Raw genomic sequence first — 15335 nt, 5'->3', positions numbered from 1 at the left:
CACACTCTACGTAACGCCGCCATCCTGGCGGTAAAGAAACCGCCAGGATGGCGGCGTTACAGATATTTTTGCGTAAGTTCTGATTAATTTTCAGTTATAGCAACCTTCTTGGCAGTTAGGGCAACTCCCAGTGTTACATCTGGTTCATAATCCTTGATTGTCGTAACCTTTCCCTCTTCCCTCTTCCCTAGCCCCTAGTCCCTAGTCCCTAGCTATACATCAACTGCATCCCGCTCTGTGCGAATCCATTTTGTCTGACGCTGCACTAAAAAGCTTAGATAAAGAGGGATTTTCCAAAGAATGTAAAAAGGTACAGCTAAAAGAGTTAGTGCTGAGATGTCGTTACGCGCAAACTTAGCCCAAGCTGCGACAATCGAAGTTAAAATTAAAATTCCTTCTATTATTAATAAAGTAGCGGGAAGCCAAGATGCTCCCAGTGTTGCTGCTAATAACGCTCCACCCAAAGCTGTAACCCAAATCGCGACTAAGAGGGAGAGGGGAGGTACGGATAAGTCAAGGGCGATCGCGAATAAGTCAAAGCGCCTTTGAGCGATCGCAGCTTTTAGCAGTCTCGGAGTTTGAGTAAGCAAAGTCTGTAAATGTCCGTGTTCCCACCTAGTCCTTTGGCTTGTTGCTGCTTGCTGCTGCTGGGGGAGACAACCTATTACTTTCGCCTCCGGGCAAAATATAGTTGAATGTCCTGCGATCGCTAAATCGACACTGAGCTGCATATCTTCAACAATATTACCGCTAGCAAGGGAAATTTCCCGAATTACTGACCAGGGAAAAGCCATCCCCGTACCTGTTAACAAACAGGGGAATCCTAACTGAGCTAATCCGCTCGGCCGGACTAAATTCTTAACCGTAAAAGCTAAGGCAGAAATTGAATCTTTCGGACTTGGCAATGGTGGTTTTTCCATCAAATAAATTGCCTGAACTGGTTGTGATGAAGTAACTGCAACCCTAACCAGTTGCTCGATTGTATCTTGTTGGCAAATACAGTCTGCATCAACGATAATAACAACTGTCGGCGGATCGGCTTCAAGAAATTGCAGTCCATAGTCTAAAGCATATCCCTTTCCCAAACGATCCAAATCGCAGCGTTCGATTGCCGTTGCACCGAAACTGCGTGCGATCTGCGCTGTTTCGTCAGTACAATTATCTGCAATTACTATCAGGCGATCTTGAGTTTTCAACTGTGGTAATAATGCCGAAAGAGTTGCACCGATTCCGCTAGCTTCATTATGAGCAGGAACTAAAATCGCTACAGGAGGACGCGGAATTGCAGTCTCCGATGTTTCGCGTAAGCTACGAAAAAAGGCTGCACTGCATTCTAGAAAAAGAACTGCAATCGGGAGTAAAAGCCCAATTGCAATTAGAAATAGGAAAACATCAACAAATACAGTTAGGGCAATTTTTGTTTCCATCAGAACAGTGTAATTGGTAATTGGTAATTAGCTAATTGGTTTGGAGTTACGACGAAAAATGTTTGTAACGCCGCCTTCTAGGCGGTAAAGATACCGCCCAGAGGGCGGCGCTACGTGATTCGTGCGTAAGTCCTATTAGTAATTGGCAATTACATTTTCCTACTAATAACCAAAAACTAACAACTAACCAACAACAACGCTAGCTAATACCTTTTGAGACATCAATTGAATCACCCTGTCAACAGGAGTAAACTCTCTGAGATATCTGGATACAGAGCGCAAATATGCCACCTCTAGTTGAATAGAATCCACCATTGATAGACTTTCAATCATGTCATCAAATTCATCAGGTGTCACCTTAGCTAGATTCAAAACTTCTTTGTTTAATCTGCCGTGCAAACCTTCTAGCAGTAGCTCCAGAATATCCTGGTAGATATTGATGTCAGTTCCCTCAGCTTGCAGCCTCTTAGCATTGATTCCCCACTTTAATATCTTTAATAGTTCGTGGGCTGAAGTCCAAGAAAAAGTCGATGAAATTATCTCTCTTTCAGAATTTGCTAGAGCTGGCTTAATTTGGGCTTCAGGGATGGTTTCATCCGTAACTAAATTTTCCAGGCGGAACAATTGTTTAGTTAATGTGCGGAAAGAAAAGGGAGCTAATTCTGCAATTTCCATTTCCCCAGAAGCGTCAACTCTTCGAGATGAATTTTCCAGAACATTCATTAACAGGTGAATTTCCGTAGGATTACTCCAGTCAAATTGACCCAGGAAAAATGGTTCTTCATATCCAGGGAGAAGTCCTTGAAAATAAATCGGGATATTTTTGCCAGACTCAATAATTTTAGCAAGAGCAACTTCGAGAGTTTCTGTCGGCCAACCTAGATTGCGAACTGTTAAAAATTTGAGTTTGCCGGGAACGGAAAAAATCAATGAATTCAATAACAAATGTACTGCTTCTTCAACATTTTGAGCCGTCACGTAGCGATGGGGAGCGTGAACGTTAACTATTTTACCTTGCTCTACTTTGTTGGCCATTTGTTCGCAGAAAGAGCTGTTGTCTAGCATATGGGTAAAACGTACCATGCCGTAAGTAACATTTCCTTCTTGAGCTGCTTGAGCAAATTGCCACTCTGCTAACTTTTTGGATGCGGCGTAAACTTCTGTTGTAAAATAGCGGGAAGCTTTGCCTGTTGAAGAAAAAATACACTGGCGGACACCATATTCTTCACAAAGCTGGATAATATGTTTAGTTCCTAAAAGGCTGGTTGTAGCTGTTTCTCGAATTTTGATTTCTGCAAGTCCGGGTAGGCGTTGAGCAGCTAGGTGGAAAACTAAATCGGGTTTTTCTGTCTCAAATATATATCTCAGCGCCTCAGAATTACGAACGTCAGCCGCATAGAAAATGATGTTTCCTTCTTGAGTGCTAGTGGGAATATCTCCTTCTAAGTTATGACATTGTGCTTTGTCCACAGAAACTATGCGCTTGACACCTAGTTCGAGCAGTTTTTTAATTAAGTTAGTTCCAACGCACCCCTCTCCTCCGGTTACGAGTACCACTTTTCCTTGTAGTTTGTTCTTAACTTCCTGTGCGTACAGGTAAAGGGTGCGGTTGCGTACATCGCTAAAAGGCTCTGTTTCTAATAGTCCGTCGGCCTTATAAGCTTCGATTAGCTTGACTGTCAGAGTTTGCAATTCAGCAAGAATTGCAGAGTCTTGAGGCTCTGGCGAACCAGGAGGAACTAGCTGCTTGATGAGTTCAATAATTCCGGCTTTGGTATTGGTAGTAGATTTAACTGCTGATAAATTAGTAGATGCAAGTTTCACTGTTGTAGCTCCTGTTAAGTTCTAGGAATACTGATATTTGAGCAACCACACTACCCCGACTCACTCTATGAAAGCGAGGTATTTCAGAGGAAAAATGGCAACTGTTTACAGATAGCGATTAGTTCCTCTATTTATTTTCTTCGGTGCGATATTTGGGTGCGATATTTGTATTTTCTCTGACACCTTTTAAAAATGTCTGAGCTGAATATCATTAACCTTACGGTTCCTTGATGAACATCATAGACTATACGTACGAGTGTTTGGCAATAGGGTAGCGTTAGCTTTACAAACTCTTCGTAATTACCTACGAGTTTTTGCGTAATTTTAAAGATTGTGTAAAGTCAAGAATCTTTACATTAAGTAGCTAACTATAGATAATTGGCAGATCCGTCAATCGGTGCGAAAGCTGAAATCCTTATTGGCACTTAGTTTTGTCACAAATTCAAGACTGACGAGTCCATAATTTCAACCTTCCTTGGGAGGATTCTGGACAAATTCGCTTACAGTGAAAATACGGTAGAGCACGGAGAAGACTATTTCAATCTGAACAATTTTATGGCTTGGAAACCACTAATTATACTTGTAGATAGTGGAGTTTGATTGTTGATGCGATCGCCTACAATCTTGTCTATGCTTCCCCTCTTCCGCTATCCCCCGCTCCTCCTCTCCTCCGCTCCCTCGCCCCCCCTCTCCCCCGATCCCCCTCTCCCCTCCCCGTAAGCAGATAAGTTGTCATGTATCCCTTACCCTTAATCTGGATAGCGCCCCGCTTCTCAAACAAATATTTCTGGCGCAATAGCTCGTAAGTGGCTGCTGTCACCTGAATGCAGCCCGTCATACCGTGAGATTCCATGCGGCTAGCAATATTTACGGTATCGCCCCACAAATCGTAGATAAATCTCTTTAAGCCAATCACACCAGCAATTACCGGGCCAGAGTTAATACCGATGCGGATGCTAAAAGCTTCATTGTGTTCGACGCTGAGGCGACGAATTTCTTGCAACATATCGAGGGCCATTTCTGCGATCGCTTCAGCATGATCCGGGTGTGCCACTGGGAGGCCGCCGACTACCATATAAGCATCCCCAATAGTCTTGATCTTCTCTAAACCGTGTTTGTCGGCCAAGTGGTCAAAGGCAGAAAAAATATCGTTAAGCACTCCCACCAATTCAGAGGGAGAGATACGGGAGGAAAGCTCTGTAAAGCCGACAATATCAGCAAACATGACTGTTACTGCGCCAAAAGTATCAGCAATGTTATGTTCGTCGCGTTTAAGGCGTTGTGCAATCGGTGCTGGCAATACATTTAATAGTAGTTGCTCGGATTTGGCTTGTTCTAATTCCAATTGTTTGTAAGCTTGTTGTAACTTTTTGGCTTGATTGGAACTTTCTTCGGCGAGTTTTTCAATTTGTCTAGTGCGGCTGAGGGCAGTCAACATATAGGTGACAGGTATCAGAGTCCACAGTAAGCCCATAATTAAGCTACCCCAAGAACGCCAGTGTTTTTGAGTCCTGCGAAATTCAGGGGTTGTTAAGACGTAAAGCGACCACTGGCGACCGCTAATATTGAGAAGCAGCCTACAAGCTGTTTCTGATGAAGCGGAATTGCTTTGAATTGGGCAGTTTAAATTCGCCGCCTGTTCTATTTGGGGCCCTGCTGGGATAACTTTTTGGCTACTGGAATCGTAGAGTACAGCAAAGTTATTTGTTTGTAGGGAGGGGCGGGAGTTGTTGGCTGGGAGATGGGGCGAGGCCGTTGAAGATATTGATTTATTTTGCTGTTCAGAGGTGGTGTTAGTGAGGTAGAAATTCATATATTCGGTGTTACGCCCTTTGAGAGAAGTCTGAAAAATATCTTTAACTTGAAATACTCCCAGGACAAATCCTTGTAATAATTTGTGCCGATCGCCGATCGTGCTTGGTTGAGTGCCGTTTTGATAAACTGGTTGGATTGCTAGTAAGCCGAGTTCAGAGCGATCGCCTGCAACCAAGTTGATGTTTTTGGTGACAACCATTTCTCCTGTATCCCTTGCTTGGTCTAGGGCGGCGCGGATAGCAGGCGAGGAAGCAAGATCCAACCCTAAAGCCTCCTGGTTCTGGGCTAAAGGCTCGACGTAGTATACGGGGAAATATTCAGGACGCTGGCTAGCTGTAACTAGCTTACCAAGTGAGTTACGCTCTGTAATCTCGAAGTTCGGATCTTTGTCACTTCTAGCTTTGGCTTCATAGTTTTGCCGTTGGGTGTCAGGTAATCGTGGACTCCAGGCGAGGATTTGCAAACTGTAGTGAATGGCGAGGGGACGGGCGACAAACCTAGCAAAGGAAGAACGATCTACTTGATTAGTGGCTCTCATGTAGTCGCCGAGAGCTAGGATGACATCTAAATCTGTATTAATCTGACGCTCTAGGGCGATCGCGATGTCGTCGATTCGACGGTTAAATTCGTAATCTCGCCGTCTGTCTTCCCAGTTCCAGATCAGGGCGAAGGCCAAAATGGACAACCCGACACCCAAAACAAGGGTTAACCCAGGGGGAATGTAGCGACGAGACCAGGGTAAAGGTTGTTTTTTTGTCATCCCTTAATTGATTCGGATTCTCTGGTAGTGAGGGTACTTTGCGATCGTAGCGGAATCTCAATCCAGAACTCAGCTCCCTGTCCCGGTGTAGATAAACACCTGAGCGTTGCCCCATGCTTTTGTACCACAATTTCATAGCCGATCGACATTCCTAAACCAGTCCCTGAACCCAACTGAGGATTGTTAAATTGACAAGTTAATGCGAGAACCTTGGGCAGTTTTGCTGACTTCTATCCTAGCTTGGAAAGCTTCTCGGAGGTGGGGTACGTGGGTGACGGCAAGGATACACTCGAAATCAGGGGCGATCGCATTGATGGCAGCTATCAAGCGATCGCATCCTTCGCTGTCTTGAGTACCGAAACCTTCATCAATAATTAACATCTGCAAAGCCGTACCTGCACGCTGTGCTAACAGTCTAGCTAATGCTAACCGAATCGCAAAGTTAATTCGGAAAGCTTCGCCCCCGGAGTAAGTCTCATAGGGGCGAGTACCACGAGCATCTGCTATTAATATATCTAAGGTTTCAATTAATTTGGTGGCTTTTTTGGAAGCGGCCGCGCGTTGAGTTATAAACTGGACGTGCAATTGATTAGCACTCAGTCGGGATAAAATTTGATTGGTTTCGGCTTCAAGTTGGGGCAAGACGTTTTCAATCATTAAAGCTTGAATACCGTTTTTGCCGAAGGCTTGGGATAATTCTTGATAAACTCGGTATTGCTTGCGGGAGGTTTCCAGTTGTTGTTGTTGAGTTTCGCATTGAATCTGAAGGCTTGCAAGCTGCTGTTGTTGCTGTTCAATTCGTCCCAAACTAGCTAAATTTTGGTCTAGTTGTTGACGGCGATGTTGTATTTGTTGTTCAATTTCTCCAATTTGTGCTGCTGTATCTGGGGTTTGTTGTAATTGTTGCCGGATGGCTGAGATTTGATTGTTGAGTGTGTCTAAATCTTGCGATCGCACTTGGATTAAGTTGCCCAATTCACTCGCTCGTTGCTGTATTTGCGGATACTGTTTTTGAGCTTGGCGTAATTTTTCGGCACGGGAAAGCCAAAATTGATTTTGCCGCAGTTCAGCACGGATGTTGCTATGCTGTTCTAAGCTATAGCCAATTTCTGCGATATATCTATCTATATTTTGAATTTGTTGCTGTATTTCTGAGTCAGTTTGTTGTTGCTGTATTTGCTGTTGAAAGCTAATTAATTGACTTTGAAGTTCTGGGCGACGGCTATTAATTTTCTGTAGCTTTTGCTGAGCATCTTTAATGCGGCTCATTTTAATTTCTGCCCAGCGCAAACTTTTTTCTTGGTTGCGGATCAGAGCGTGATTCTGTTCGCTATAATTGAGTTCGTGCAGATTTTTATCTAATTGTTGAAGCTCAGCATAATCTTCGGCTGCATATTCGCCACTACGTAGGGATTTCTCTATTTCCAATGCTTCAGCCAATAGTTCTTGCACCCGCATTTTATCTATCCCCAAAGCATCAATTTGGGCTTGTAAATTACCTCGGCGTTCCCGCAATGTTTCATAGGGTGCTAGTTCTTCTTCTAGTTGGCGATATTCACTTCTGAGGATTTCAATCTCTCGTTCAGAGATAGTTAATTGTTCCCGAATCACCCATAGTTGATTCCAAATTTCCTGTTGTTGAGTACGATGTTTTGTAACTACTAAGCTCCAGTGGTGTTCGTCTAAAGGGCGATCGCACAGAGGACAGTTAGGAAGTTGTAATTCTTGTAGTGACGATGCTTCCGTGCCCGCCCTGAGTTTGGAGTTATTAGAAAAATTAGATGCTTCTAATAATTCTTGCTCCGCCAAAGCTGTATTATTTGGTGGAGTTCCTAGTAGTTGAATTTTTTGATCTAATTCTGCAAGTCTGGCTTCGTAGTCGCGTTGACTGGCGTGGAGACTTTTTAGGAAATGATCCCTTTCTTGTCCTTTTTCCGTAACTCGCTGTTGATAAACGCGCTTATTTTCTAATTGTAAAATGTGATTTGCTACTGCTTCCAATTCTCTATATAATTGCGGTTGCTTTTGTTGGTAAGTAGCTTGCTGCGATCGCGCTCTTGAGTTAAGTTCTTCTAAACGAGCGCTCAAACGAGCATGAGCGCGATCGAGTTGTGTTTGCAATTGTTGTCGCCGTTGCAACAAGGGCGCAACTTGGAGTTGTAATTGGTCAATTTTGCTCAGGCGAGTTCTAGCTGCTTGCAATTGAGCCAGTCCAGCCTCTACTTCTGGCTGTTGGCTAAGAATGTCTTGAACTTCTTTTTGCTGTTGTTCTAAAGCTTCTAATTGGGCTTGGACTTGCTGAATTTTACCGCTGATTTGACTCACAATTTGCCGCTGTTGTTCTTGTAATTGCTGGCGCTGGTTTTGGGCTTCTTGGTGAGCTTTGAATTTAGCAGAAAGGGTTTCTTCTTCAATTTGCAGCTTTTGAAAAAGGTTTAAACCCGTTGTGATTTCGCTTTCTTGTTGCAGAAGGGCTTGAATTTCCTGTTGCTGCTGTTTAACTGTGGCGATTTCTTGTTGTAAACGGCTACATTCTTGGGCGATGTTGCTCTGTTGTTGCTGTTGACCAATTAGGAGTTTCTCTCCGGTTTGGCGTTGGTGTTGCTGGCCTTGAAGTTGCTGGAGTTTTTCGGTATTAATATTTTGCTGTTGTTGGAGTTGAGCGGTAATTTGTTGGAGGTTGGCTTGCTGAGATGCGATCGCATCTCGTTGTAGCAGTTGCTCTTTGATTGAGTACAGACTTTGCTGTAATACTTCAACTTGAGCTTTAAATGCGCGGGATTTTTCTTTGGCTTGTTCTGCTAAAGTGTCGTATTGGTCGAGTTTGAGAAGGCCTGCGAGAATTTCTTTGCGATCGCTCGGTTTTTTGAGCATAAATTCATCCGCACGCCCTTGTCGCAAATAAGCTGAGTTGATGAAGGTTTCATAATCAAGTTTCAGGTGTTCTATAATTTTCTGCTGTGTCGCCCGCAGTCCTTTTTGTGTCAAAGTCCGAAAAGTTACAGCCTTAATTCCCTCGTTAATAACAGCAGAGTTAGTTGCAATTTGAAATTCTAGAGTTCCCGACTGTCCCCGGCGGCGATTGCGGATGATGCGGTAGATTTCGCCGTGCGTCGCGAAAACGAAGTCAACGCGGGTTTCGGTTTCGCCAATGTGGATGATGTCATCTTCGGAGGCGGTGCGACAGTTACCCCAAATTGCCCAAGCGATCGCTTCTAAAAGGGAGGTTTTACCTGCACCGTTGGGGCCGCAAATACAAGCTGTGTGGAGCCCTCGAAAGTCGAGGGTTGCATCGCGGTAACTGAGAAAATTTTTGAGCGTGAGTTGTTGCGGAATCATTTAGGCACTGCGCCATACTTTCTCTTTACATTCTCTTTATCAATACCACGATTTCTCCCATGTTGCCTAGTTGTTCAATCAATTTTGCCAGTCAAAATTGCAAAGGAAAGCTAAGTATAGCAACCTTCTTGGTAGTTAGGACATTCTAAATTACTGAAACCCGCTGATTCTATTCCCTTCTTCCCCTAGTCCTGAGCATCGTAGACCCTAGCTATATCAGCAAATCCTAGGCGTAGTCAGCCAAAGGCATTGCGTCTCCAGGGGCAGATCGAGCTAAAATTAGATCGCGACAGTTAGCCTAGATATTTTTTGTGAGTGTGCAGATATCTATAAACCCGCCTTGCTGAACAGATATGCGAGTTGGTAAAAGGGTTTCAAGAAAAAAAATTGCGCGCGTTTTTGGCTCAGTACAAGAATGAGAAAGATCAAACAATATAAGTAGAATAAAGTCTACCTTTGCCTTCTGTTAAGGTATTCTTCTTCTAAATGCTAAGATCGCGACTTTATTCTTGCGGCAATTTGGCTTTAATCTGAGCCACAAAATTTTGATAATCAACTATAGGTTTGGCAATAAAGCCATCCGCACCGCTCTGTGCTAGAAGTTGATCGCGATCGCTCTCCCCTAAAGCTGTCACCAAGATTACAGGTAGTTTGGCTGTTTGTGAGTTTGCTTTCAGCAATTTGGTGATCTCAACGCCGTTAACTGGCTTGCCTTGGTAGTAACTATTGGCAAGACAAATGTCCATCAGAATAATATCAGCTTCTCCAGAAGAGGCCATTTGCAATACCTCTTCCACATCTTCCGTATGCTTGGCAAGCATTGCTCCCCGCTTGGTTATAATCTTCTCAAAAACTCGCCAATTAATCGGATTGTCTTCCACAATCAGAACGGTCTTCATAAGCAATTCCTTAAAAAATGCCGTTACATTACCAAGCTATCAAAATATAAGGTATAAGAAGACAACACGCATCCCCCCTCCTACATTATGAGCAAAGTTTTAGCGATCTTAGGTGAATTGAGCGATCGCGACATAGATTGGATGCTCGTCAACGGTACGCGCAACCAAATCTCAGCAGGCACTGTGCTCATCTGCGAAGGCAAAACCATAGACGCGCTCTATATCGTTTTAGACGGAAGCCTGAGCGTTTCAGTTGCAGCTTTAGGGAACAGAGAAATAGGCAAAATTAGCTCTGGAGAGGTTCTAGGCGAAATGTCTTTCGTAGATGGCCGCCTCCCCTCTGCCAGTGTTAGAGCCACTGAAGAATGCCTAATATTATCAATTCCCAGAGAAAAATTAACTGAAAAACTAGAACAAGATGTGCTTTTTTCCCTGCGGTTCTATCGAGCGATCACAAAATTTCTTTCTACTAGACTGCGGGGTACAGTTAACCGCTTCAGTCAAGATCCAGACTATCTCCTGTTTCAGGATAGTACAACAGAAGAACCAAATCAACCAGCTTTGGAAAACAGCAATTTAGCTAAATCTAGATATGACTGGTTAATGCAACGCCTAAGCGATACTTAAGTAATTAAAAATTAAAAATTAAAAAATGGAGGCTTAGGTAATTAAAAATTAAAAATTAAAATCAGAGAGTCATACTTCCTTCTTCCCTCTTCCCTCTTCCTTCTTAACGTAAAAATTGCGTTTTTCAACAGGAATAGCGCAAAAACAGGTATGTTCCACGATATAGTCAAAATGAGAGGGAAATTCCGCTGCCAACTCAAAGATATCCCTCTGCAAAAATTGGGCACTACTACCCATGCCTTGAGCTAGACAGGTTGCATCTAGGATCGCAGAGGCAGCAAAATCAAAACCAATAACCTCAAAACCGCGATCGGCAAACAGCACGGCATCGTAACCACGACCGCAGCCCAAGCCGGCCGTGCGGTCTAGTTGTGGAGCTGAGGGCGAATTTAACAAACTTAGCGAAATAGGGAGCAGCTTGACCTAAATCCCAAGGATTCTTTCCTTCGCGATCGCGGTGTTCCCAGACGCTAGGATCGTTAATTAGAAAGCATAAAACCTTCCCGTTTGCTTCAATACATTTAACTTAGATAGGACTATTGTGCGTAAATCCTATCTAAAACAAACAGTCGCGAAAGCGATCGCCTCGAACGGATGCCCTGCGCTCTAGCTGTGATTTACTATGCAGTTTCACCAACCGCCCCTCTACTCATCAGCCCTTGAACAAGCGATTGACCGTCACCCCCTGATTGCGGGGCCCGAAACTTCTGTAGCAGAAGCGATCGCCCTCATCAGCCAATTAGAAACTAAGTGCAGCCTAACCAAAGTCAACCCCTTCTCAAACATTACATCAATTGGCGAAACCCCCCTTTGGCAAGAAGTGCGTGCCCACTGCATCCTAGTAGTAAAAAATGCCTCTGAGCTGAATGGAGCCACATCCTCCCATAGCCACAAAGGATCGCCACTACTAGGCATATTAACTGAAGGTGATATTATCCGATTGATTGCCACAGGCAAAACTAACAGCCAAACCGGAATCCCTCTGGACAAAATTCCCATTGCTGAAGTCATGTCACCAGCTTCAATTACCCTCACGGAATCAGCCGACCAAGATGTATTCACAGCCTTATCTCTATTTCGCCAGCACCGGATTCACTACTTACCCATTGTAGATAGCAACACTCGCTTAGTTGGCGTACTTACTAAGGAAAGGATTCGCGAAGTATTGCAACCCTCCAATATACTCAAATTGCGGCGGGTGACAGAATTGATGACTATGCCCATCTCCGCGCCCCAAAATACCTCACTGTTGAGCATAGCCGAACTAATGTCACAACACCAGGCCAGTTGCCTCGTCATTACCCAAAGTAAAGAATTAAAAATGGAGAAGCCAAAAGACGATCGCACCTCCATTTGTTATTATTCATTTCACAAACCTCTGGGAATTATCACCGAATACGATCTCGTGCAGGCTCAGTTTTTAGAACTAGATTTTGAGAATTTACCAGTTGCAGCAGTGATGAGAAGTTCTCTGTTTAGTTTGAAACCTTCTGATTCCTTGTGGGTAGCTCACAAAGAAATGCAGCAGCAACAAGCCCAGCGATTAGTTGTCTGCGGTACCAGAGGCGAACTCCTGGGTTTGATCGCTCAAACTAGCTTGCTACAAGTCCTCGATCCAACAGAAATGTACCGCGCCGTCAAACAATTACAGCAGTCAGTATATCAACTGCAAGCTGAAAAACTCGAACTCCTACAAAGCCGTAACGCCAAACTAGAAGAAGAGGTGCGGGAACGGACAGCAAAACTGCACTCCCAACTGCAACGCGATCGGCTTTTAACTAAGATAGCTTTGCGGATTCATCAATCTCTAAATCTCGACGAAATTATCAACGCTACCGTCGCCGAAGTGCGTCTTGTCCTGCAAGCCGATCGCGGGACTATCATCCGCTTAGAGCCTGGGGATATTGGCGTTATTGTAGCAGAATCCGTCGCCTCTAACTGGCCTTCTATGTTAGGAGATATCGTTCCAGAAAGTATTTGGAAACAATACAATAAGGCATTTGAACAAGAAAACTATGCGATTTCTGATATTGACAAAGCTCATCTAAGTTTAGAGCAATTGGCGCGTTTCAGACAAGCAGAAATCAAAGCTTTAATCGTTGTACCAATTTTGCAAGATGGTAATTTATGGGGAATGATGTGCGTTCACCAGTGTGAAGAGTCACGGGATTGGGAACCGTCAGAAGTCGATTTGCTTTTACAATTAGCAACTCAAGTCGCGATCGCAATTCAGCAAGCACAACTTTACCAACAAGTGCAAAATTTAAATACAGATCTTGAACTTCAAGTCCAAGAACGAACCGCAGAATTGGAACAGAAAATACAAGAGCTTCAGCAACTAAATATTCTTAAAGATGACTTTCTAAGTACAGTTTCCCACGAACTGCGAACGCCTTTAGCCAATATGAAAATGGCTATTCATATGTTAAAAATTTCTCCTACTCCAGAACGGCGACAGATTTATTTAGGAATTCTAGAAGCAGAATGTACTAGAGAAACAGATTTAATTAATGCTCTTTTAGATTTGCAGCGTTTGGAAGCAGCAGCTTATCCTATTGCTTTGGAATCAGTTAATTTGCAAACTTGGCTACCTGCTATAATTGAACCATTTAGAGCCAGAGCCCAGAATCGCCAGCAAATCTTGCAAGTTGAATGCGATCGCAAGTTACCTACTATCACTTCCAACCGTGCTAGTCTAGCTCGTATTTTAGCAGAATTGCTCAATAATGCTTGCAAATATACACCTAACGGTGGTGAAGTTACTTTGAAAGTTAACTGCAAGCTGGAGAGTGGAAACGATGCAAATGATGCAGGAAAAATTGGGAATAAGGGAAGGGAAAAGCACAGAAAGAGAGCAGTCGAAACTAATATTTTACCCACCTCTATTTCTCAGTCGTCAATTGCCAGTTCTCAAGTTTTGTTCACGGTAGGTAATCAAGCAGAAATTCCTACAGAGGAGTTACCTCATATCTTTGAAAAGTTTTATCGAGTTCCTAATGCCGATCCTTGGAAGCAAGGCGGGACAGGTTTAGGTTTAGCTTTAGTGCAGAAACTGGTGGAACAATTAGCAGGAAAAATTCAAGTAGCCAGCGGCGGCGGCTGGACAACTTTTACTGTGCAGTTACCTGCTTTACAGAAAGAAGAATTAGAGAATTAATTTTGGTTAACAACTTATTGCTACGTCGGACAAAGGTTATCGATCGCGATTGACCGGAATCATAGGAATTTTTCCATAAATTTGCGATCGATCCAATCTTTCCAGCACCACAATAAAGGTGATTCCCACATCAGAGGCCCGCGAGATGCGATCGCACTTTTATTTCCAGTACCAATTAATCCGAGATATTGTTTCTGTGGGACAAAGGCTTTCAGCGGTTTTTCTAATAAAAATAGCTGCAAATTTTCAAATAGCGGCTTACCTTGACGTACTGCAAATACCCCTGCTTTGGGACGCGGATGATTAATCATTGTCGCGATATCACCTGCGGCAAATATGTGAGGATGAGAAATGGATTGTAGATAGTCATTAACTTGAATAAATCCTTTATCATCAGTAGATAAGCCAGATGCTTTTATCCAATTAGGTGCTGATGCTTGTGTCACCCAAAAAATGCGATCGCATTCCAATTTTAATCCTGATTCACAGTGAATTTGGTAATTGGTAATTGGTAATTGAGAGTTGGTGATTGGTGATTGGTAATTGGTAATTGGTAATTGGTAATTGGTAATTGGTAAATTTAAGTTGTTTTTTTGTATTGCACATACTGTTTCACCTAAATGTAATTCAATACCCCGGCCGATCATAATTTCTTTGAGACGGCGGCGTACCCGCTGGTTATGACCGATCGTCAGTTCTCGATCTCGATGGAATAAGTGAAATTTCACAACGGATTTGGTGACAGATTTAACGGCTAATTTATCTATTTGCTCAGATATATTGTTGGCATTAACAGCATCGGCTGCTAACAAGCGAGATTGCATATTTAAGGCGAGTTCTACACCGCCTGCACCGCCGCCAACAATGGCGATGCAAAGCGGTTTTTGATAATTTTGTCTCTCTTTAATTAACTGGTTCCAGTTAGCTAAAAACTCTGGTACTGGCTTGGCGGGAATTGTATAAGCTGCTGCACCTGGCACTGAGATGGTGTTTGGAGTGCTACCGATATCAATGGAAAGTAGGTTAAAATTTATCGGGGGATGATTAGTACATATTACTTGATTTTTGTCAAGGTCTAGAGCAATTGCTTTGTCAATAAAAATTTGGGCTTGGGCGAATTGAGAAAGCGATCGCAAATCGATATGGCATTCATCCTCATCGTAGAACCCCGCGACGTGACCAGGAAGCATCCCAGAATAGGGAGTATGAGTGACATCACTAATTAGAGTTAGACGCACTCCTGGCAGCGGTTTTATGCCGAACATTTTTAGTACAATTACATGACTGTGACCACCGCCAATTAACACTAAATCTTTAACTTTTGGATTGGAAAGTTGCTGCATAGGTGCTAATTGCTAATTGCTAATTGCTAATTGCTAAGTCATGACTTTACGCAGGCTTTATGTAACGCCGCCATCTTGGCGGTAAAATCACCGCCAAGATGGCGGCGTTACGGATACTTTTGCATAAATCCTGTAACAGTTAAC

10 protein-coding genes are annotated in these 15335 nt (G+C 43.4%); 2 read left to right on the top strand and 8 right to left on the bottom strand.

Features of this window, described 5'->3' with window-relative positions:
- Positions 1 to 212 precede the first annotated feature (212 nt).
- From PY364_RS22090 to PY364_RS22065, 6 genes are all read right to left on the bottom strand, one after another.
- The gene (locus tag PY364_RS22090; protein ID WP_275526314.1) at positions 213 to 1427 is read right to left on the bottom strand and encodes a glycosyltransferase family 2 protein; all 1215 of its coding nucleotides are present in this window, start codon (positions 1425 to 1427) and stop codon (positions 213 to 215) included.
- A 183-nt stretch (positions 1428 to 1610) separates the two neighbouring features.
- A complete protein-coding gene (locus PY364_RS22085; RefSeq protein WP_275526312.1) occupies positions 1611 to 3251 on the bottom strand; it encodes a polysaccharide biosynthesis protein in 1641 nt (546 codons plus the stop codon).
- Positions 3252 to 3879: 628 nt separating this feature from the next.
- A complete protein-coding gene (locus PY364_RS22080; protein WP_275526310.1) occupies positions 3880 to 5826 on the bottom strand; it encodes an adenylate/guanylate cyclase domain-containing protein in 1947 nt (648 codons plus the stop codon).
- On the bottom strand, positions 5823 to 5999 hold the full coding sequence (locus tag PY364_RS22075; RefSeq protein WP_275526308.1) for an ATP-binding protein: 177 nt from the start codon (positions 5997 to 5999) through the stop codon (positions 5823 to 5825). Before PY364_RS22075 ends, PY364_RS22080 begins: the two co-directional genes overlap by 4 nt.
- Positions 6000 to 6009: 10 nt before the next feature.
- Entirely contained in the window at positions 6010 to 9165 is a 3156-nt protein-coding gene (locus PY364_RS22070) for an AAA family ATPase (RefSeq protein ID WP_275526307.1), read from the bottom strand.
- A 503-nt stretch (positions 9166 to 9668) separates the two neighbouring features.
- Positions 9669 to 10064, bottom strand: a complete 396-nt coding sequence (locus PY364_RS22065) for a response regulator (protein WP_275526306.1) — start codon at positions 10062 to 10064, stop codon at positions 9669 to 9671.
- A gap of 87 nt (positions 10065 to 10151) precedes the next feature.
- On the opposite strand from PY364_RS22065, the gene PY364_RS22060 reads away from it, so the two are divergent.
- The gene (locus PY364_RS22060) at positions 10152 to 10691 is read left to right on the top strand and encodes a cyclic nucleotide-binding domain-containing protein (protein ID WP_275526305.1); all 540 of its coding nucleotides are present in this window, start codon (positions 10152 to 10154) and stop codon (positions 10689 to 10691) included.
- Positions 10692 to 10760: 69 nt separating this feature from the next.
- On the opposite strand, the gene PY364_RS22055 is transcribed toward PY364_RS22060, so the two are convergent.
- Positions 10761 to 11087, bottom strand: coding sequence for a methyltransferase domain-containing protein (locus PY364_RS22055; protein WP_275526304.1), 327 nt, complete (start codon positions 11085 to 11087; stop codon positions 10761 to 10763).
- Positions 11088 to 11313: 226 nt separating this feature from the next.
- On the opposite strand from PY364_RS22055, the gene PY364_RS22050 reads away from it, so the two are divergent.
- On the top strand, positions 11314 to 13848 hold the full coding sequence (locus tag PY364_RS22050; protein ID WP_275526303.1) for a CBS domain-containing protein: 2535 nt from the start codon (positions 11314 to 11316) through the stop codon (positions 13846 to 13848).
- Positions 13849 to 13907: 59 nt separating this feature from the next.
- Here PY364_RS22050 and PY364_RS22045 read toward each other — a convergent pair whose 3' ends face one another.
- A complete protein-coding gene (locus PY364_RS22045; protein WP_275526302.1) occupies positions 13908 to 15191 on the bottom strand; it encodes an FAD-dependent oxidoreductase in 1284 nt (427 codons plus the stop codon).
- Positions 15192 to 15335 lie beyond the last annotated feature (144 nt).

The sequence above is a fragment of the Kamptonema sp. UHCC 0994 genome (assembly GCF_029167235.1).
In the GTDB taxonomy this organism is placed as follows: Bacteria; Cyanobacteriota; Cyanobacteriia; order Cyanobacteriales; family Microcoleaceae; genus Kamptonema.
This window is presented reverse-complemented; position numbering and strand designations above follow the sequence as displayed.